Raw genomic sequence first — 20,224 nt, 5'->3', positions numbered from 1 at the left:
GCGGGGCCAACTGTCCGCTGATACCGGGGTAGGGGGTGGCTGACCTGCTAGTCCTCCAGCACGACCGGCCACCCTCAGGCAGCGTGGGGGGTTAGCCCCACCTTCGGCCGCGCTGACCGGCCCGGCGGTGGGCATCGCCGGCGGTGGGCGGTCGGGAGCGGGCGGCCCGGAGCGGGTGGTGGGGGCCGGGGTGCGGGGGCGCGGGACACGGGGGTGCGGGGACCGGTCGCGCCACCCCGCGCGATCCCATCCGCCCCCTCACCACACCGCCCGGTCAGTTCACGCCCGGCGACACCAGCCCCGACTCGTACGCGAAGATCACGGCCTGCGCACGGTCGCGCAGTTCCAGCTTGGCCAGCACCCGGCCGATGTGGGTCTTCACGGTCTGCTCGGCGAGCACCAGCGCGTCCGCGATCTCCTGGTTCGACAGCCCGCGGGCGATCAGCTCCAGCACCTCCGTCTCGCGCGGGGTCAGCCCGTTGAGCCGCAGCGCGGTCCGGTCCTTGCGGGGCGCGGGCCGCTGCCGGGCGAAGTCGGCGATCAGCCGTCGCGTCACGGACGGCGCGAGCAGCGCCTCACCCGCCGCGACGACCCGAACCGCCGAGATCAGATCGGCCGGCGGCGCGTCCTTGAGGAGGAACCCCGACGCCCCGGCCCGCAGCGCCTCGTACACGTAGTCGTCCACGTCGAACGTGGTGAGCATCAGCACCTTCGGCCGGTGCACGACGCCGGGCGGCGGATCCAGCAGGTGCCGGGCCGCCTCCAGCCCGTCCATCTCCGGCATCCGGACGTCCATCAGCACCACGTCCGGGTGCGTGCGGCGGCTCAGTTCGACGCCCCGCACGCCGTCCGGCGCGTCACCGACGACGTCGATGTCGCTCTGCGCGGCGAGCAGCGCGGCGAAGCCGGCGCGCACCATGGCCTGGTCATCGACGATGATCACCCGAGTGGTCATGCGGGGTGGCGGTCCTTTGCTGTGAGGGGGAGTTGGGCGGCGACCCGGAAGCCGCCGTCGGGCAGCGGCCCGGTGTCCAGGGTGCCGTCCACCAGCCGTACGCGCTCGCGCATACCGACCAGTCCATGGCCCGTACCGGAGGGCTCCAGGGGCGCGGCGGCGCGCGGCGGGGCGCTGTTGACGACCAGTACGGTCAGCCGGCCGCCCGCCCCGTCGGCGGTGACCGAGACGCGGGTGGGCGCGCCCGGGGCGTGCCGTACGACGTTGGCCAGCGCCTCCTGCACGATGCGGTACGCCGACAGGTCCACCGCGGGCGCCAGGGCCACCGGCTCGTCGGGCAGCGCCAACTCGACCGGGACGCCCGCCCGCACCGTCCCCTCGACCAGCTTCGGCAGTTGCGCCAGGCCGGGCTGCGGCGCCTTCTCCGGACCGCCGTGCCGTTCCGTCTCCTCGCTGCGCAGCACGCCCAGCAGCCGCCGCATCTCGGCCAGCGACTCCCGCGCGGTGGCGGCGATGGTGCTGAACTCCTCCTGGGCGGCTTCCGGTATGCCGCTGATGCGGTACGGCGCGCTGTCGGCCTGGACCGTGATCACCGACATGTGGTGGGCGACGACGTCGTGCAGCTCGCGGGCGATGCGCGTGCGCTCCTCCAGCAGGGTGCGCATGGCCCGCTCCGCCTCGCTGATGTTCTCCTGCTCGATCAGCTTGCGCTGGGCCGCACCGCGCTCCCGGAGCGCGCCACCGACCAGCAGCACGACACCGGAGAGGACGAACGTCAGCACCCAGGTGCCGTCGCTGTGTTCCGGCTTGACGAGCTCGAAGTAGGTGCTCACGGCGCCGGTCGCTCCCCAGACGGCCATCAGCGTGCGGCGCCGCTCGCGCAGCGAGAGCGCGAGCATCAGGGCGAGGTAACCGATGATGACCGTGGCCGGCCAGGGCCAGACGCGTCCCTCGCCCGCCGGCGCGGCGGCCAGCAGCACCGCGCCGGCGATGTCCGCCGCGAAGATCACCCACCAGGCCTGGAGCGGCCGGGCCACCGCGAGCAGCAGCGGCACGGTCTGGGCGGTGGCCAGCGCGCCGGCCGGGCCGCCGCTGAGCCCGTAGTCGTGCGTGAAGACGTGCACCGTCGTGGGCAGCAGGGAGGCCATGAAGGCGAAGGCGACCGCGTACGGCAGCAGGCGCAGCCAGCGGTTCTGCACGTGGCCGAAGAGCGGGGTGCCGGGGTCGGTCGGCCTCCCGAGGTCCTCGGCGAGGGTGCGCAGCGCCTGCCGCCCGGCCCGCAGGAGGCGGTCGCGGGCGGGACGGCGGTCGCCCGTGGGGCGTGGTGTGGTCTTCATGGCCTGGTCAGCGTAAGCGGCGGCCGGGGGCCGGGGCGTCATACGGGGGTCGGCCTCTGCCGTCATACCCCGGTACGGGGAGCACGGATGTCATACCGCGGTACTGGCGGGTGCGGCCGGGTCCGCCCACGGCCAGCGGCCCCACCGGCTCGCCCCACGGTGCCCGCGGCCCCGCGCCCGCGCCGCTACAGCTCCGCCAGCAACTCGGCCTTCTTCGACGTGAACTCGGCATCCGTCAGCAGGCCTGCCGTGTGCAGCTCGCCCAGTTGCCGTATGCGGTCGGCGATGTCGGCCGGGTCGCGGCGTTCGTCGGTACGGGTCCGCACCGGCCGTCCCGGCGCCGGACCGGCGCCGGGCGCGGCGGTTCGTACCGCCTGGAGCACCGAGGCGGCGAACGGCAGCGACTCGTGCACCGGACCGTACCCCAGCCCGAAGACCACCGAGGCCGGGTCCTGGTCCGCCTCGCCGGGCCGCGCGTCCCGCGCGTCGCGCTCCACCAGCCGCAGGTAGCCGTTGCCCGACAGCACCCCGGCGCCGCCTTCCGGCGAGCGCCACTCCACCCCGGACAGCTCACCGACGGAAAAGTGCTGGTCACCGCACTTCCACTTGGCCGAAGACGCCCCCGTCCAGAACCAGCGGAACGCCACCGAGCTGCCGTCGAAGGACGCCTTGCCGTCGTACGCCTTGAAGGTCAGCGGCGGTTCCGGCGCGGCCACCAGATGCTCGTCGGCGGGCAGCGCGGCGGCGGGTCCGAGGACGGCGCGCAGCTCGTCGCGGTAGTACTCGGCGAGGGTCCCGCGATCGGCCGGCAGCACCAGGCGGTACGGGTCGAGATCGTCCTTGAGCTGGCCGTCGGCGGCCTCCATCAGCGGGTCGGCGCCCGGCCGGGGCAGCGCGCGCAGCACCACCGTGCCGCGTCTGCCCGGCGACAGCTCGACGGACCTCAGCGCCTCGTAGGGGACGCGTCGCTCGCCGAGCGCCTGGAAGAGCTTCGGCCTGCGGATCCCCCGTTCGAAGCGGATGAGCACGGAGTCCGTGTCGAACTCCCAGACGGCGTGAAAACCGGCCAGCACATCACCCATGCGGCTCATCGTAAGCGGCGGTCGCCCGCCCGTCCCCCTTCCGGACATCATGCGCTACGCGCGTCAAGCCGCTTTTGCCCCATGCCGCCCGCCCGCCCGGCCCGTCCGGTACGTGCCCCGGCCGCGGGGCCGGTACCTGGCGGCCAGGGCCCGTCGGACCCCGCCGCTCAGGCAAGGCCGGCCGAGCAGTCCCGGTCCTGCGCGGCGCAGTCCACCGAGGCGACCGCGCCCACCCCGATCTTCGCGAAGTTGCGCAGGCTCTGGCTGCCGGGCACGAAGTACCCGGCGTGGCCCTCGGCGCCGGCGGCCGAGAGCACCCGGGAGCCGAAGGCTGCGGTGACCGGGTCGGCCCCGTGGCCGAGCCCGCCGACCTCCAGGTACGGCACGTCCTGGATCCAGTCGTCGGCGTTCCGCATCGCCCAGACCCGGGCGTGCGTACCGAGCCCCTCGGCGCTCTCCGCCCGCATCCCGGGGCTGCCCGCCACCGCGATGTCACTGACGCTGGACGGCAGCCGGCGGGCCGCCACGCCGCACACCACGGAGCCGTAGCTGTGGCACATCAGCGAGACGGAAGCCGGCTTCGGCAGCGCCCGCACCAGCGCGTTCAGCCGTACCGCACCCGCCTCGGCGAGCCGGCCGGTGGCCGCGCCGACACCGAGTCCGGCGGGCGCGGTGTAGTCGGCCCAGGCGATCACGGCCGTACGGGAGTCGCCGTCGCCTACGGACCGCTCGGCGTCGTAGAGCGACCTGGCCATGCCGGCGGGCGCGCTCGTCGCCCGCGCGGTGCGCTCGAAGGTCGCGAGATTGGTGTCCACGCCGGGCACCACCACGGAGACGCGGCGCGCCTGGCGCAGGTCGCCGAAGACCTCGGCGGCCCGGCCGCCCCCGGCCGGATCGAACGCGAGGATCTGCCGGCCGGGGCCGCGCATCGACTCGAAGCGGTGCATCAGCCGGCTCGCCTCCTGGCGGCCCACCGGCGTCAGCCGCCGGTCGTGCATCCGCTTCCGCTCCACCTCACCGGCCTGCCGCAGCGCCTCTCTGTTGGCCCGGTAGCGCAGGTCGACGGGGGCGCCGCCCATGTTGCCGACCACCAGCGGGTAGCGGCTGACGAGCGCGGCCCGGTCGGCGCGGCCCAGCTTCCGGAAGAAGGCGGCGAGCGTGCCGGGCGCGGAGCCGGTGTCCGGCAGCCGGTGGCCGCGGAAGGAGGCGTGCTCCCAGGCGGACCGCGCGGAGGCCAGCGGGTTCGCGTCGTCCTTGCTGCCTCTGACGGCCGTCCAGCCGGTCATCGCGAGCATCACGAACACCACCAACAGGGCGAGCGCGGCACGCCAGGCGGTGGACTGCAGGAAACCGAAGGAGGGGGAACCGAGCCCCGGAAAGGAAGAAGTCACCGCGGGCCACCCTAGGAGACGTGACGGGGCGCCCGCTGAGCGGGTGAGGGATATCACGTTTCGCGCTGGTCATATGGGACCACTTCGGACACGGTGCGCCCTGGCCCGACGCTCAGACGTGCAGAAACGGGCTCAGGCAGGAACTCGGACCGGCGCCGGGACGCCCGGCCCGCACCGGCCTTCCGCCGCGGCTCGCCGACCGCCCGGTCAGCGGCCCTTCGGGCCGCGCCAGTCCCCGCAGACGGCCGGGCCGATCTTCGCGAGGTACTCCTCGGTGATCTCGCGGATGGACTCCACGCTGACGTCCTCGCCCTCGCCCCACACCTTCCCCGCGACCCGCATCGCGCCGCTGAACACCGCGACCACCACCCGCGGCCGCGGGTCGGCCGTCACGTCGAGCCCCTCGCGGCGCGCGATGAGCCGGGCGACCTGCTCCTCCAGCTCCGAGTAGCGGCGCCAGTGGGCGGCCACGAGAGCGGGCGTCGACTCGATCATCCGGTACGTCCGCATGTGCAGTTCCAGCGGAATCACCGACTGGATCGCGCCACCGATGTCGTTCCACGAAGTCATCGTGGCGTTGTGCAGCGCCTCCAGGGGCACTTCGGTCGCCGGCCGCCGCTCCAGTTCCTCGATGAAGCGCGCCTCCACCATTTCCTGTACGGCGAAGACGACTTCCTCCTTGCTCGCGAAGTAGCGGAAGAACGTGCGCTGCGAGACGTCGACGGCCTCGGCGATCTCGTCGATCGTCGTCTCTTCGTAGCCGTGCGCCGTGAACAGTTCGAGGGCGGAGCGGATCAGCGCGTCCCGGGTGCGCTGCTTCTTGCGCTCGCGCAGGCCGCCGGGCCCGGTACTGCCGGGGGGTCCGCCTTCGTGGGGCCGGGCGATTTCAGGCCGTGTCACCTGCGGCGTGGAGCCGGTCATCCTGCGCCGCCTTTCTGTTGTCGCCGCTGCTCAGAATACCTGTGAGCTAAATGACAGTTACCGACTCATGAATTACTTTGTCAACTGTCAGTGGCTGACACTAGCCTCGGGGGATGAGCTCTCAGACCTCGGTTGCCGAAGCCGCGCCGGACCTCCCCGCCCCGGAGCCTCGCAAGGGACTCCGGGGTCATCCGTGGCTGACCCTGTTCTCCGTCGCGATCGGCGTGATGATGGTGGCCCTCGACGGCACCATCGTCGCCATCGCCAACCCGGCCATCCAGGCGGACCTGAAGGCGTCGCTCGCCGACGTCCAGTGGATCACCAACGGGTATCTGCTGGCCCTCGCCGTCTCGCTGATCACGGCCGGCAAGCTCGGTGACCGCTTCGGCCACCGGCAGACGTTCCTCATAGGCGTGGTGGGCTTCGCGCTCGCCTCCGGGGCCATCGGTCTGTCCGGTGAGGCCTCGCTGGTCATCACCTTCCGCGTGCTCCAGGGCATCTTCGGCGCGCTCCTGATGCCCGCCGCCCTCGGACTGCTGCGCGCCTCCTTCCCGGCCGAGAAGCTCAACATGGCCATCGGCATCTGGGGCATGGTCATCGGCGCTTCCACCGCCGGCGGCCCGATCGTCGGCGGCCTGCTCGTCGAGCACGTGAACTGGCAGTCGGTGTTCTTCATCAACGTGCCGGTCGGCGTCCTCGCCCTCGTACTGGGCCTGGCGATCCTCAAGGACCACCGCGCCGCGAACGCCCCGCGCTCCTTCGACATCCCCGGCATCGTGCTGCTCTCCAGCGCCATGTTCTGCCTCATCTGGGCCCTGATCAAGGCCGGTGAGTGGGGCTGGGGCGACGCGAAGACGCTGGGCTTCCTGGGCGCCGCGATCGTCGTCTTCGCCGCCTTCGCGGTCCTGGAGACCAAGGTCCGCGAGCCGCTGATCCCGCTGCGGATGTTCCGTTCCGTACCGCTGACGGCCGGCACGGTCCTGATGGTGCTGATGGCCTTCGCCTTCATGGGCGGCCTCTTCTTCGTCACCTTCTACCTGCAGAACGTGCACGGCCTGAGCCCCGTCGACAGCGGTCTGCGCCTGCTGCCGCTGACCGCGATGATGATCGTCGGCTCGCCGGCCGCGGGCGCGCTGATCACCAGGTTCGGCCCCCGCATCCCGCTCGTCGGCGGCATGGTCTGCACCGCCGTCGCCATGTTCGGCATGACCACCCTGACCACCGGCACGGACACCCTGACGATGTCGCTGTGGTTCGCGCTGCTGGGCCTGGGCCTCGCGCCGGTCATGGTCGGCGCCACCGAGGTCATCGTCGGCAACGCGCCGCTGGAGCTGTCCGGTGTGGCGGGCGGCCTCCAGCAGGCGGCCATGCAGGTCGGCGGCAGCCTCGGTACGGCGGTGCTCGGCGCCGTGATGTCCAGCAAGGTCAGCTCGGAGTTCGCGGGCAACTGGACCAAGGCCGGCCTGCCGGGTGCTCCGGACCCGGCGCTGAAGGCCGCCGCCGAGGTCGGCGCGGTGCCGCCGCAGGTGGCCCAGGCCCCGGGCATGACGCCGCAGATCGTCGACCGCGTCAGCACCGCCGTGCACGACACCTTCGTGTCGGGCATGGGGCTGGCCTTCACCGTCGCCTGCGCCGTCGCGGTCGTCGCGGCGGTCGTCGCGCTGTTCACCAAGCGCGGCGCCAACGCGGAGGCGGGCGCGGGCGTCGGTCACATCTGACCGTCCGCCGGACGACCGGGTCGCGTCGACGCGCGGCCGGCCGGGGCTCCCCGCTCCGGCCGGCCGCGCGTTTCGTTTCTCCACAGGTGCCCGGTCCCCCGTACGGACGTGCGGCTTTCCGCACCCCGCCTCCGCGACCCGGCCGTACGGGTCCGGCCTGCACGCCGCCCGCCCGGACACCACGGCGCCGGAGCCGGTGGCAGAGACGTCAACGGCCCGCCGTGCCGGCCATGTTGCCGCCCCGGCGGCAGCGCATCGCCTATCAGGGTGGGCCACCCGTCGCGGGCTTGGCTCCGGCGGCACCGCGCGGCCAAGCTCGGATCATCGACCCACGGCGGACAACCGCCCGCCGTGGCAGGCCACCACATACTCCACGGGGGAGATCCACATGCGTACGATCCACGCCGTCGCGCTGCTGACCGGAGCCGCCGCACTGACCGCCGCCCACCTCGGCGTCCCGTCAGCGCACGGAGCGCCGCAGCACCGGCCTCGGCCCCATGCGGGACCGGCCGCGGGCGACTGCGCCACCGGCCAGTTCTGCGTCTGGCCGGCCCGCGGCTTCGGCGGCAAGCGGCACACCTACGAACTGTCCGGCACCGACATCGAAAGCTGCGTCACGCTGCCCGCCGGAGTCCGCGGCAGCTCGTTCGCCAACCGCACGGGCCGGCCCGTCACCACCTACCAGAGCGCCGAGTGCGAGGAAACCGGGGAGTTCGACACCTACCCGGGCGGCGGTAGCTGGGTGCCCGAATCCCCTTACCAGGTCAGGGCGTTCAAAATCTGGGAGCGCTGACCGGGGGAGTGGGTACGGCGACGGGGGGTACCCGGGCTCCGAGCCCGAACCACGCGACCCTCGGGAGGGATGATGGCGGGCCTCGGACAGCACAGCCGTACCCGATGGCGTACCCACCTGCGGAGCAACCCCCGCTCACGAGACCGGACGGGGCCTCGGACCGGGCCGGACCGCGCGACGCTGGGCGTGATCGGACTGATCTGCGCGGTTGCCGGATTCTTCATCCTGAGCATCATTCTCGGGCCGGTGTCCGTGCTGCTCGGCTGGCTCGCGATGGGCCGCCGGTGGAGCAACGGGAGCCATGCGCTCCCGGCGCTGGTGGCTGTCGTCCTCGGTGCGATCGACACGGTACTGGCGATCATCCGGATCACCACCACGGCCGTGGGGGCCCCGTTCTGAGCGGGTCCCGCCGCAGCCGTACGCGATCACCTGCCCGCGGGTGAGGAAACGGGCGGGCAGGACCACCGGAACCGCGACGCGAGGCGCCCCCGGCCGAAGAGATCCGGCCGGGGGCGCCTCGCGGTGTCAGCGCTCGCGCGGGTGACGACGCGTCGGGTGCCTACGCGTCGCCGCCCGCCTCGCCGGCCTCCGCGGCCGCGACGTCCAGGAGCTGGTAGCGGTCGATCGCCTGCTTCAGCAGCGAGCGGTCCACCTTGCCCTCCCGGGCCAGCTCGGTGAGCACGCCGAGGACGATCGACTGCGCGTCGATGTGGAAGAAGCGGCGGGCCGCGCCGCGCGTGTCCGCGAAGCCGAAGCCGTCGGCGCCCAGCGACTGGTAGGTGCCCGGCACCCAGCGCGCGATCTGGTCGGGAACCGCACGCATCCAGTCGGAAACGGCCACCTTCGGGCCCTCGGCGTTGGCGAGCTTCTGCGTCACGTACGGGACGCGCTGCTCCTCCTCCGGGTGGAGCAGGTTGTGCTCCTCGGCCTCCACCGCGTCCCGGCGCAGCTCGTTCCAGGAGGTCGCCGACCAGACGTCCGCCTTGACGTTCCACTCGTCGGCCAGGATCTGCTGGGCTTCCAGCGCCCACGGCACCGCCACGCCGGAGGCGAGGATCTGGGCCGCGTGCTCGCCCTTCGCGCCCTGGTTGACGCGGTACAGGCCCTTGAGGATGCCCTCGGTGTCCACGTCCGCCGGCTCGGCCGGGTGTTGGATCGGCTCGTTGTAGACGGTGAGGTAGTAGAAGACGTCCTCGCTGTCCTCGCCGTACATCCGGCGCAGGCCGTCCTTGACGATGTGCGCGATCTCGTACCCGTACGCCGGGTCGTAGGCGACACACGCCGGGTTGGTCGAGGCGAGGAGCTGGGAGTGGCCGTCCGCGTGCTGGAGGCCCTCACCGGTCAGGGTCGTACGGCCGGCGGTCGCACCCAGCACGAAGCCGCGCGCGAGCTGGTCGGCCATCTGCCAGAACTGGTCACCGGTGCGCTGGAACCCGAACATCGAGTAGAAGACGTAGACCGGGATCAGCGGCTCGCCGTGCGTGGCGTAGGCGGAGCCCGCCGCGATCAGCGAGGCGGTGCAGCCGGCCTCGGTGATGCCGTCGTGCAGCATCTGGCCGGTCGGCGACTCCTTGTAGGCCAGCAGCAGTTCGCGGTCGACCGACTCGTAGATCTGGCCCAGCGGGTTGTAGATCTTCGCGGACGGGAAGAACGCGTCCATGCCGAAGGTGCGGTACTCGTCCGGCGCGATCGGCACGAAGCGCTTGCCGATCTCCTTGTCCCGCATGAGGTCCTTCAGGACCCGCACGAACGCCATGGTCGTGGCGATCTTCTGCTGGCCGGAGCCCTTCTTCGCGCCCGCGTACGCCTTCTCGTCCGGCAGCGGCAGCGGCTTGGCCCGCACGACACGGGTCGGGACGTACCCGCCGTTCGCCTTGCGGCGGTCGTGCATGTACTGGATCTCTTCGGAGTCGCGACCCGGGTGGTAGTACGGCGGCAGGCCGTCCTCCAGGTCCTTGTCCGGGATCGGCAGGTGCAGCCGGTCGCGGAACATCTTCAGGTCGTCGACCGTCAGCTTCTTCATCTGGTGGGTCGCGTTGCGGCCCTCGAAGTTCGGACCGAGGGTCCAGCCCTTGACGGTCTGCGCGAGGATCACCGTTGGCTGGCCCTTGTGGGCCTTGGCCGCCGCGTACGCCGCGTAGATCTTCTTGTGGTCGTGACCGCCGCGGCCCAGGTGCTGGATCTGGTGGTCGGTCATGTTCTCGACCATCGCGCGCAGGCGGTGGTCGTCACCGAAGAAGTGCTCGCGGATGTATGCGCCGGTCTCGGTCGCGTACGTCTGGAACTGACCGTCCGGGGTCGTGTTCAGCTTGTTGACCAGGATGCCGTCGCGGTCCTGGGCCAGCAGCGGGTCCCAGCTCCGGTCCCACACCAGCTTGATCACGTTCCAGCCGGCGCCGCGGAACTGCGACTCCAGCTCCTGCATGATCTTGCCGTTGCCGCGGACCGGGCCGTCCAGCCGCTGGAGGTTGCAGTTGACGACGAAGGTCAGGTTGTCCAGGCCCTCGCGCGCCGCGATGGAGAGCTGGCCGAGCGACTCCGGCTCGTCCATCTCGCCGTCGCCGAGGTAGGCCCACACGTGCGAGTCGGAGGTGTCGGCGATGCCGCGCGCCTCCATGTAGCGGTTCATCCGGGCCTGGTAGATCGCGCCGAGCGGGCCGAGGCCCATCGAGACGGTCGGGAACTCCCAGAAGTCCGGCATCAGCCGCGGGTGCGGGTAGCTGGACAGGCCGTGCGGGGCCTTGGACTTCTCCTGGCGGAAGGCGTCGAGCTGCGCCTCGCTCAGGCGGTCCAGGAGGTAGGCGCGGGCGTACACGCCGGGGGAGGCGTGGCCCTGGAAGAAGATCTGGTCGCCGCCCTTGCCGTCGTCCTTGCCCCGGAAGAAGTGGTTGAAGCCCACGTCGTACAGGGAGGCGGAGGACGCGAAGGTGGCGATGTGGCCGCCGACGCCGATACCGGGGCGCTGCGCCCGGGAGACCATCACCGCGGCGTTCCACCGGGTCGCGTTCAGGATCTTGCGCTCGATCTCCTCGTTGCCGGGGAAGAACGGCTCGTCCTTGGTCGCGATGGTGTTGACGTAATCCGTGCTGCGCATCTCGGGCACGGCCACGCGCTTCTCGCGGGCCCGCTCGATCAGGCGAAGCATGAGGTAGCGGGCACGTTCCCGGCCTCGCTCATCGACGGCTGCGTCGAGCGAGTCGAGCCATTCCTGGGTCTCTTCGGGATCGAAGTCCGGGACCTGGCTGGGAAGGCCGCCAATGATGATCGGGTTGCGATCGGATCCGGAAGCCACGCTGTTCCTTCGCTGTTCGGTCTTGCTCTGCTTTGGTGTCGCGCCGTCTTCCATCGTGTACCGGCTCGCCGGGATACGTCATCTCTACCGGTGGGTAACCACTCCCTAAGAGACGGGCGCTGCAAGGCCGGTTTTTGAGGTCGGCCAAATCGCAACCATACGCCCACGCCGGAACCGGTCGCCGTACGGTCGTGCGAACCCCGAGAGGGTGTCCGCGTACCGAGCGACGCCCCCCAAAGGGCCCAGTCTTCTACCAAAACCTGATAAAGACGGCAAAGCGGTGTGGGGTGAATCACTTACCGCCGCGCGTGAAGGGGTCGCAGTTGCGGCGAGACGGCGGTAAACGTCACCGTTTCGACGGTCTCGGCCGCCGGGTACTTGCGCGATCCGCCCGGCCCGTGTGGACTACGCCCAATGCCCCGCGCACGCGTGGGTGCAAGCCATTTTCCGAAACATGACAGGAGGCAATCCGTGAGCGCGACCGCGGACCACGCGGAGGAGCGGACCAACCTTGCCGCCAGGCTGGGGTTCGAGCCCGGGCAGGTGGTCCAGGAGATCGGCTACGACGACGACGTCGAGCAGGAGCTCCGAGAAGGCATTGAGGCCGTGACCGGCCAGGAAATCGTCGACGAGGACTACGACGACGTCGCTGACGTCGTCCTGCTGTGGTTCCGGGACGAAGACGGCGACCTCACGGACGCGCTGGTGGACGCCATCGGTCTGATCGACGAGGGTGCCCCTGTCTGGCTGCTGACCCCCAAGACCGGCCGTGACGGGTACGTCGAGCCGAGCGACATCAATGAAGCCGCGCAGACCGCGGGCCTCTCCCAGACCAAGAGCATCAACGCGGGCAAGGACTGGAGCGGCAGCCGCCTGGTCACCCCCAAGGGTGCCAAGTCGGGCAAGCGCTGACCTGCGCCCCCACGTTCCGTACCGAGCCCCCCGCCGGATGATCCGGTGGGGGGCTCGGCGTGTGCGCCCCGGCGCGTAGGGTTGGCCGCAACCTGTTGGAATCCGCCGGAGCGGACGCTGCCGGCGGTGCCCCGCGCCGCACGCCGGTGACGGCGCCGGGCACGGCGAAGGCGTCCGCGCACGGTGTCTGCGAAGGGAACGGTCCCCATGGCGATCGAGGTCGGCTCGAAGGCTCCGGAGTTCGAGCTGAAGAACCAGCACGGTGAGCTGATCAAGCTCTCCGACTTCCGCGGCGAGAAGGCCGTCGTCCTCCTCTTCTACCCCTTCGCCTTCACCGGCGTGTGCACCGGTGAGCTGTGCGCCCTGCGCGACGAGCTGCCGAAGTTCGTTAACGACGACGTGCAGTTGCTGGCCGTCTCCAACGACTCGCCCTTCTCGCTGCGCGTCTTCGCCGAGCAGGAGGGCCTGGAATACCCGCTGCTGTCGGACTTCTGGCCGCACGGCGAGGCCTCGCGGGCGTACGGCGTCTTCGACGAGGAGAAGGGCTGCGCGGTGCGCGGGACCTTCATCATCGACAAGGAGGGCGTGGTGCGCTGGTCGGTCGTCAACGGCCTGCCCGACGCCCGTGACCTCAACGACTACCTCAAGGCGCTCGACACCCTCTGATCCCGGGCGCCGGGCCGTTCCCGGCCGGTCCCCGGCCCGCCCTTTCCGGCGGCCGGCCCCGCCGGGAGCGGCTCCCGCCGCGACATCGGCGCGGTGTCCGTACCGGTACCTGTAATCGGTGGGAACCGGTCACTAGGATCAAATCGTTGATCTGATGCCATGCACGATGGGGGCGCAAAGCAATACGTACCCCTCGAACCCAGGGAGGACTCGTGGGAGTCAGCCTCAGCAAGGGCGGAAACGTCTCGCTGACGAAGGAAGCCCCCAATCTGACCGCGGTCGTCGTCGGTCTGGGCTGGGACGCCCGTACCACCACCGGTACGGACTTCGACCTGGATGCCAGCGCTCTGCTGGCCAACGACCAGGGCAAGGTCGCCAACGACCAGAACTTCGTGTTCTTCAACAACCTGAAGAGCCCGGACGGCTCGGTCGAGCACACCGGCGACAACATCACCGGTGAGGGTGAGGGCGACGACGAGCAGATCAAGGTGAACCTGGCCGCGGTGCCGGCCGATATCGCCAAGATCGTGTTCCCGGTGTCCATCTACGACGCCGAGAACCGCCAGCAGAGCTTCGGCCAGGTGCGCAACGCGTTCATCCGCGTCGTCAACCAGGCCGACGGCAACGAGCTCGCGCGCTACGACCTGAGCGAGGACGCCTCGACCGAGACCGCCATGGTCTTCGGCGAGCTGTACCGCAACGGTGCGGAGTGGAAGTTCCGGGCCATCGGTCAGGGGTACGCCTCGGGCCTGCGCGGCATCGCGCAGGACTTCGGCGTCAACGTCTGACCCGAGCCGTCACCCTTCCGCACCCGGCGCCGTACACCCCTGTCCGGGGAGTACGGCGCCGGGCGCGCTTGAAGCCCGTACGGGAGCCGTACGGGACACGGATCCCGCGACGCGGCGTACGCGCACCGCACGGAGTCCACGCGTGCGCCGTAAAGGTGGCGTATCCGGGGCCGTGTCCGTCCCGTACGGGCCCGTACGAACCCGTATGAAAGCCGTGGACCACCGCGGCACCACCGTCACCGGGGAGGATGCGAACACCATGGGCGTCACGCTCGCAAAGGGAGGCAACGTCTCCCTCTCCAAGGCCGCTCCGAATCTCACGCAGGTCATGGTCGGCCTCGGCTGGGACGCGCGCTCGACCACGGGAGCGCCGTTCGACCTGGACGCCAGCGCGTTGCTGTGCAGGTCAGGGCGGGTGCTCGGCGACGAGTACTTCGTCTTCTACAACAACCTCAAGAGTCCGGACGGCTCGGTCGAGCACACGGGCGACAACCTCACGGGTGAGGGTGAAGGGGACGACGAGTCGATCCTCGTCGACCTCAGCACGGTCCCCGAAGAGGTCGACAAGATCGTCTTTCCGGTCTCGATCCACGAGGCGGATGTCCGTGGCCAGAGCTTCGGCCAGGTCAGCAACGCCTTCATCCGGGTGGTCAACCAGGCGGACGGCAGCGAGCTGGCCCGCTACGACCTCAGCGAGGACGCCTCCAGCGAAACCGCAATGATCTTCGGTGAGGTCTACCGCTACAGCGGTGAATGGAAGTTCCGCGCGGTGGGCCAGGGGTACGCGTCGGGGTTGCGAGGCATCGCTCTAGACTTCGGGGTCAACGTTTCGTAAAGCGCCGCGCGCTGCGCGCGGGGGACCCCATACAGCGAGGGATTGGGTTAGGCAGTGCTCCTGAAAACCTTTGGCTGGTCGTTCGCCGTCACGGCGGCCGGACTGGCCTTGGCCGGCGTCCTCTGGGGGTGGCAGGGGCTAGCGATCGTCGGCATCCTGTCGATCCTGGAGATCTCGCTCTCGTTCGACAACGCGGTCATCAACGCAGGAATCCTGCGCAAGATGAATGCCTTCTGGCAGAAAATCTTTCTGACCATCGGCATTCTCATCGCCGTCTTCGGCATGCGCCTGGTCTTCCCGGTCGTCATCGTCGCGATCACCGCGAAGCTGGGGCCGATCGAGGCCGTCGACCTGGCGATCAACGACAAGACGCAGTATGAGCACCTGGTCACGGCGGCCCACCCGGCCATCGCGTCCTTCGGTGGCATGTTCCTGCTCATGATCTTCCTCGACTTCATCTTCGAGGAGCGCGAGCACAAGTGGCTGGGCTGGCTGGAGCGGCCGCTGGCCAAATTGGGCAAGCTGGACATGCTCTCCGTCATCATCGCGCTCGTCGTCCTGCTCGTCAGCGCGATGACGCTGGCCACCGACGTCGCGCACGGCGGCGGTGACAAGAGCGCGACGGTGCTCCTGTCCGGCGTCGCCGGCCTGCTCACGTATCTGGTGGTGGGCGGTATCTCCGGCTACTTCGAGGACAAGCTGGAGGACGCCGAGGAGGACGAGGACGAGGACGTCGAGAACGGCTCGGCGGCGAAGGGGGCCGTGGCGGCCCAGGAGGCCGGGCCGAACGGCGCGGCGTCCGGCCGCAGCTCCGTCTCGGGCGTGGGGCTCGCGGGCAAGGCCGCGTTCTTCCTGTTCCTCTACCTGGAGGTCATCGACGCGTCGTTCTCCTTCGACGGCGTCATCGGTGCCTTCGCCGTCACCAACGACATCTTCGAGATGGCGCTGGGTCTCGGCATCGGTGCGATGTACATCCGTTCGTTGACGGTCTTCCTGGTCCGCAAGGGAACCCTGGACGACTACGTCTACCTGGAGCACGGCGCGCACTACGCCATCGGCGCGCTCGCCGTCCTCCTGCTCGTCACGATCAAGTACGAGGTCAACGAGCTCGTCACCGGCCTGATCGGAATCGTCCTGATCGTGCTGTCGTTCTGGTCGTCCGTGCGCAAGAACCGGCAGGACGGCAAACCGGGCGAAGATTCCGCGGCAAAGTCGGAAGTCGCCTCCGGAGTGTGACGAGGGTCCGATTGAGGAACGCTCTCAGCGGGGCGGCCATGGAGTGCTCACTCCATGGCCGCCCCGCGGCCGTACCGGGCCATGGGGCGGCCGGGACAGCCGGGACAAGCAGCAGTCGGGCCGTCCGGCCATCGGGGCGGGCGGCCTCCGGTTCGGATCGATGGGGTGGGGCAAGGTGTCGTTCTTGGACAACTGGCGTCGGGGCGGGGCGCCGAAATACGAGGCCGGTGGCGCGTCGTACGTGGTCGAACTGACCAAACGCAATCCGGTCGTCTCACTGACGAAGCAGGGCGCGGCCTCCGGCCACCTGCGGGTCAACCTGTCCTGGCAGATGCGCACGTCCGACATCGGGATGCGGGGCTCGCAGCGCGGCGGGAGCCTGCTGCGCAACCCGGTCAAGATGTTCAAACCGGAGGTGGTGCAGGCGCAGGGGCCGGCGGTCGTCAAGATCGACCTGGACCTGGCCTGCCTGTACGAGCTGCAGGACGGCACCAAGGGCGTGGTGCAGCCCCTCGGCAACTTCCTGGGGGACATCAACGCCGCGCCCTACGTGAAGCTCAGCGGCGACGACCGGTTCGGCTCGCCCTCCGGCGAAACCCTCTACATCAACCTCGACCACCGCGACGAGATCAAGCGCCTGCTGATCTTCGTCTACATCTACGACGGCACCCCGGCGTTCGACCGCACCCACGCCGTCGTGACGCTCTACCCGAGCAGCGGCCCCCGCGTGGAGATCGGCCTCGACGAACGCGCGCCACAGGCCCGCTCCTGCGCCATCTTCATGCTGGAGAACAACAAGGGCGAACTCACCGTCCGCCGCGAGGTGAAGTACGTCTACGGCTTCCAGTCCGAACTGGACCGCCTGTACGGCTGGGGGCTGCAGTGGGGACGGGGGTACAAGACAAAGGTGTGAGGGACGGCGGCCCAGGGAGACCGGACGGGGAAACGGTCCGGCCGACGCGGTGGTGAGACATCCGACGCGGGTGCCGTCCCGTGGGTGGGGCGGCATCTGTCGGCATGGCTGGGCGGTGGTTGAGCTTGGCTTTGGGGGTGGGCTGTGGATGGGGGGTGCTGTGGGTGGGGGCGTTCGGGGTGGGGTGCTTGGGCGCTTGGGGTGGGCGGGGCCTTGTTTGGGGGCGGGGATCCTCGGGATTGGTGTGGGGACTCCGCCCAGGGGCGGTGTGGGGTGCCCGGCTGGGACCTGTGTGGGGTGCGTGTCCGGGGGGTGTGAGGTGCTCGCTCGGGAGTGGTGTGGGGACTCCGCCCAGGGGCGCTGTGGGGAGCCCGTATGGGGATGGTCTGGGCATTCCGCTTGGGGGCGGTATGGGGGTTGCCCGCCCGGGCCGGTGTGGGGTGCCCGCCCGGGCCGGTATGGGGTGCTTGCCTGGGGCCGGTGTGGGGTGCGCGTCCGGGGCGCTGTGGGGTACCTGCCCGGGGACGGTGTGGAGTGCTCGCCCGGAGCCGATGCGGGATGCCCCTGCCCGAGGCCGGTGCGGCGGGTTCGCCGCACCGGGGTGCCGTTGCCGGGCGAGGAGGGGCCGTGGTGGCCAGGCGCTACAGTCAGCCTCTCCCGGCGGTGGGCGGTTGCTGCCGTTGGTCAACGGTGCTGAAACTGCGGCCCCTGAGGCGGCAGAACGAAGTGCGGGTCCGGTCCGGGACCAGGCCCGGGGCCTGGGGCCGGGGGCTGCTGTGGGTGGCCGTAGGCGGGAGGCGCTGGAACAGCCGCTGCCACGGGACCCGTCGGATACGGCTGGTGCTGGGGCTGCTGCGGAGGCTGCGGATACCCGTACGCGGGCTGCGGCTGCTGCGGCATCGGCCCGGGATACCCGTACGCGGGTTGGGCCGGGGGCTGGGCAGGAGGCGGCGGGATGTTCGGAGCGTTCTGCGGATAACCGTAGCCCCCGCCGGTGGGCTGAGGCTGAGGCGGGAACGCGGCAGCCGGCGCGGCCGCGTGCGGGGCAGTCGAGGGCGGAGCGGTGGGCGGCGAAAGCGGGAAGGAGTCCGGTTCGGCCTGCGAAGCGGGGGCCGGCGCCGGGACCGAGGCCGGCGCCGGTGCCGTGCCTGGGACCGGTGCGGTGCCCGGGGCCGGCGCGGTGCCCGGGGCCGGCGCGGTGCCCGGGGCTGGGGCTGGGGCTGGTGCCGTGCTTGGGGTCGTGGCCGGAGTTTGCGTCGAGGGCGATGCCGGGGCCGGGGCCGGGGTCAGTGTCGCCGGGTCCGGGTCGGGAAGGTGCTGTGTCGCGGCGTCAGGGTCCGCAGCGGGCGACAGGGACTCCGCCTCGCCGGAGCCGTCCGATGCGACGGTGGCGGCGGACGCCGCAGCCGTGCCGGGTTCCGGCGCTGCGGACTCGTCCTCCTCCACCGAGATCCCGAACTCGGTCGCCAGGCCGATCAGCCCGTTCTCGTACCCCTGCCCGAGCGCACGGAACTTCCACTGATCGCCGCGCCGGTACAACTCGCCGCAGATCAGCGCCGTCTCCTTGCCCGTCTCCGGCACCACGTCGAAGACCGCGACCGGCTCGTCGTCCGGCGAGGAGGCGTCATGCAGCACTACGCGCAGATCCCGTACGTGCGCGAAGGTTCCGCCATCCGCCGAAGCGGTGAGCACGACACGGTCCACCGACGTTTCGAGCCCGGACAGGTCCGCCTCGATCGTGTCCGCCACCGCGTCGGCGAGCTGCGTCTTCGGCAGGTGCCGCACCAGCCCACTGGGGTGCCGGGGCTGGTTGTAGAAGACGAAGTCCGCATCGGAACGCACGCGTCCATCGGTGCCCAGGAGCAGGGCCGAGGCATCGACATCGGGCACTCCCGCGCCGGGCGCCCAGCGCAGTACGGCCCGGACCGCCGTGGTGTCGAGGGGTACGTTCGACCCTTTCAGCATCGCGTGCGTCATGTCCGTAATCCTGCCTTCCCGGAGGTCGGGGGGACAACGCGGGGGCCTTCCCGGCGTGGCCCGCACGGTGCTCGCGACACCTGGCCGCCGCGTGCGGGTCATGTGCTTTTCATGTGGGCGGGAACTTTCCCGATGCGGCCGCACGTACGATTACCGGCCGGATCCAGACAACGAGTCGCCGCGGGGTGGCCCCGGCCCCGCCTGCTCACGGGGAGTTCTATGCGTCATTTTGGGCACCTTGCGCCCGATATCCGGAACGCTTTGTTCCACCAGGAGCCGGTCGAGTTCACCGCCGACTCCCCGCCCGGCACGCTGTCGGTCGCCCTCGGCGCCACCCTCTACAGCCCGGCCACCCGTCCGCGGCTCGCCGAGGACGTCGTCAAGCAGGCCGGCCGTGGAGTGGTGTCCATGGTGCTGTGTCTGGAGGACTCCATCAGCGACGCGGACGTGGTCGCCGGTGAGGAGAACCTCGTACGGCAGTTCGCGGCCCTCGGTGAGGAGGCCGAGAAAGGTACGGACCTTCCGCTGCTGTTCATCCGGGTGCGCGCGGCCGCGCAGATACCCGACCTGGTGCGCCGACTGGGCCGCGACGTGCGGCTGCTGTCCGGATTCGTGCTGCCCAAGTTCACCGAGGAGCGCGGCGTCCCGTTCCTGGAGGCGCTGGCCGGTGCGGAGGCGGAGTGCGGGCGGCGGCTGTTCGCGATGCCGGTGCTCGAATCCCCCGACCTGCTCCACCTGGAGAGCCGCGGCGAGACACTGCGGGGCATCGCACGCACGGTGGACAAATACCGCGAACGCATCCTGGCACTCCGGCTCGGTGTCACTGATTTCTGCTCGGCCTACGGCCTGCGCCGGGCACCTGACATGACCGCGTACGACGTACAGATCGTCGCATCCGTGATCGCCGACGTGGTGAACGTGCTCGGCCGGGCGGACGGCACCGGATTCACCGTCACCGGCCCGGTGTGGGAGTACTTCCGCCTGCATGAGCGGATGTTCAAGCCGCAGTTGCGGCAAAGCCCCTTCCTGGGCCGGGCGGAGGAACTCCGGACAGCCCTGATCGAACATGACATGGACGGGCTGCTGCGCGAGATCGAACTCGACCGTGCGAACGGCCTGCAGGGCAAGACCTGCATCCACCCCTCGCACGTGGCACCGGTACACGCGCTGTCGGTCGTCAGCCATGAGGAGTTCAGCGACGCCGTGGACATCCTGCGGCCCGAGCGGGGCGCCGGCGGCGTACTGCGTTCGGCGTACACGAACAAGATGAACGAGATCAAGCCGCACCGTGCCTGGGCCGAACGGACCCTGCTGCGCGCCGACGCGTTCGGCGTCGCCCGCGAGGGCGTCGGCTTCGTGGAACTGCTGACGGCCAGCCTTCCGCACACCTGAGGCGGCGAACGGTTCA

The 20,224-nt window shown here is 70.7% G+C and carries 17 protein-coding genes; 10 read left to right on the top strand and 7 right to left on the bottom strand.

The genetic code is table 11. From position 1 onward, the window contains the following. Positions 1 to 274: 274 nt before the first annotated feature. From ACH4EB_RS02620 to ACH4EB_RS02600, 5 genes are all read right to left on the bottom strand, one after another. Positions 275 to 955 carry a response regulator gene (locus ACH4EB_RS02620; RefSeq protein WP_398345414.1) on the bottom strand — a complete coding sequence of 227 codons (681 nt, stop codon included), beginning with the start codon at positions 953 to 955 and terminating at the stop codon, positions 275 to 277. Continuing rightward, entirely contained in the window at positions 952 to 2,334 is a 1,383-nt protein-coding gene (locus tag ACH4EB_RS02615) for a sensor histidine kinase (protein ID WP_398345733.1), read from the bottom strand. Before ACH4EB_RS02615 ends, ACH4EB_RS02620 begins: the two co-directional genes overlap by 4 nt. Positions 2,335 to 2,477: 143 nt before the next feature. Beyond that, positions 2,478 to 3,374: a DUF4429 domain-containing protein gene (locus ACH4EB_RS02610; protein ID WP_398345413.1), complete on the bottom strand. Its 897-nt coding sequence runs from the start codon at positions 3,372 to 3,374 to the stop codon at positions 2,478 to 2,480. Between the two features lie 167 nt (positions 3,375 to 3,541). After that, positions 3,542 to 4,765, bottom strand: coding sequence for an alpha/beta hydrolase (locus ACH4EB_RS02605; protein ID WP_398345412.1), 1,224 nt, complete (start codon positions 4,763 to 4,765; stop codon positions 3,542 to 3,544). A gap of 207 nt (positions 4,766 to 4,972) precedes the next feature. Beyond that, entirely contained in the window at positions 4,973 to 5,686 is a 714-nt protein-coding gene (locus ACH4EB_RS02600) for a TetR family transcriptional regulator (protein ID WP_398345411.1), read from the bottom strand. A gap of 113 nt (positions 5,687 to 5,799) precedes the next feature. Between ACH4EB_RS02600 and ACH4EB_RS02595 the strand changes: the two genes are divergently transcribed. The 3 genes from ACH4EB_RS02595 (at position 5,800) to ACH4EB_RS02585 (ending at position 8,596) form a co-directional block, all read left to right on the top strand. Then, the gene (locus tag ACH4EB_RS02595; RefSeq protein WP_398345410.1) at positions 5,800 to 7,404 is read left to right on the top strand and encodes an MFS transporter; all 1,605 of its coding nucleotides are present in this window, start codon (positions 5,800 to 5,802) and stop codon (positions 7,402 to 7,404) included. A gap of 388 nt (positions 7,405 to 7,792) precedes the next feature. Next, positions 7,793 to 8,197 carry a peptidase inhibitor family I36 protein gene (locus ACH4EB_RS02590; protein WP_398345409.1) on the top strand — a complete coding sequence of 135 codons (405 nt, stop codon included), beginning with the start codon at positions 7,793 to 7,795 and terminating at the stop codon, positions 8,195 to 8,197. A 69-nt stretch (positions 8,198 to 8,266) separates the two neighbouring features. Continuing rightward, positions 8,267 to 8,596: a small hydrophobic protein gene (locus ACH4EB_RS02585; RefSeq protein ID WP_398345408.1), complete on the top strand. Its 330-nt coding sequence runs from the start codon at positions 8,267 to 8,269 to the stop codon at positions 8,594 to 8,596. 160 nt (positions 8,597 to 8,756) lie between these two features. Here the strand turns inward: ACH4EB_RS02585 and aceE are convergent, their stop codons facing one another. After that, positions 8,757 to 11,489, bottom strand: coding sequence for a pyruvate dehydrogenase (acetyl-transferring), homodimeric type (gene aceE / locus ACH4EB_RS02580; RefSeq protein WP_398345407.1), 2,733 nt, complete (start codon positions 11,487 to 11,489; stop codon positions 8,757 to 8,759). Between the two features lie 471 nt (positions 11,490 to 11,960). On the opposite strand from aceE, the gene ACH4EB_RS02575 reads away from it, so the two are divergent. The 6 genes from ACH4EB_RS02575 (at position 11,961) to ACH4EB_RS02550 (ending at position 16,839) form a co-directional block, all read left to right on the top strand. Next, positions 11,961 to 12,401 carry a DUF3052 domain-containing protein gene (locus ACH4EB_RS02575; protein WP_398345406.1) on the top strand — a complete coding sequence of 147 codons (441 nt, stop codon included), beginning with the start codon at positions 11,961 to 11,963 and terminating at the stop codon, positions 12,399 to 12,401. A 207-nt stretch (positions 12,402 to 12,608) separates the two neighbouring features. Next, entirely contained in the window at positions 12,609 to 13,067 is a 459-nt protein-coding gene (locus ACH4EB_RS02570) for a peroxiredoxin (RefSeq protein ID WP_398345405.1), read from the top strand. Between the two features lie 212 nt (positions 13,068 to 13,279). Then, positions 13,280 to 13,855, top strand: coding sequence for a TerD family protein (locus ACH4EB_RS02565; protein ID WP_398345404.1), 576 nt, complete (start codon positions 13,280 to 13,282; stop codon positions 13,853 to 13,855). Between the two features lie 259 nt (positions 13,856 to 14,114). Beyond that, on the top strand, positions 14,115 to 14,690 hold the full coding sequence (locus ACH4EB_RS02560) for a TerD family protein (protein WP_030023140.1): 576 nt from the start codon (positions 14,115 to 14,117) through the stop codon (positions 14,688 to 14,690). A gap of 54 nt (positions 14,691 to 14,744) precedes the next feature. Then, positions 14,745 to 15,926 carry a DUF475 domain-containing protein gene (locus ACH4EB_RS02555; protein WP_398345403.1) on the top strand — a complete coding sequence of 394 codons (1,182 nt, stop codon included), beginning with the start codon at positions 14,745 to 14,747 and terminating at the stop codon, positions 15,924 to 15,926. A gap of 175 nt (positions 15,927 to 16,101) precedes the next feature. Beyond that, positions 16,102 to 16,839, top strand: a complete 738-nt coding sequence (locus ACH4EB_RS02550; protein WP_398345402.1) for a Tellurium resistance — start codon at positions 16,102 to 16,104, stop codon at positions 16,837 to 16,839. A gap of 684 nt (positions 16,840 to 17,523) precedes the next feature. On the opposite strand, the gene ACH4EB_RS02545 is transcribed toward ACH4EB_RS02550, so the two are convergent. Next, entirely contained in the window at positions 17,524 to 18,816 is a 1,293-nt protein-coding gene (locus tag ACH4EB_RS02545; protein WP_398345401.1) for a TerD family protein, read from the bottom strand. Between the two features lie 219 nt (positions 18,817 to 19,035). Between ACH4EB_RS02545 and ACH4EB_RS02540 the strand changes: the two genes are divergently transcribed. Beyond that, a complete protein-coding gene (locus tag ACH4EB_RS02540; protein ID WP_398345400.1) occupies positions 19,036 to 20,208 on the top strand; it encodes an HpcH/HpaI aldolase/citrate lyase family protein in 1,173 nt (390 codons plus the stop codon). Positions 20,209 to 20,224 lie beyond the last annotated feature (16 nt).

Origin of the sequence: Streptomyces sp. NPDC018045, from assembly GCF_044327445.1 — a bacterium.
Taxonomy (GTDB): domain Bacteria; phylum Actinomycetota; class Actinomycetes; order Streptomycetales; family Streptomycetaceae; genus Streptomyces.
This window is presented reverse-complemented; position numbering and strand designations above follow the sequence as displayed.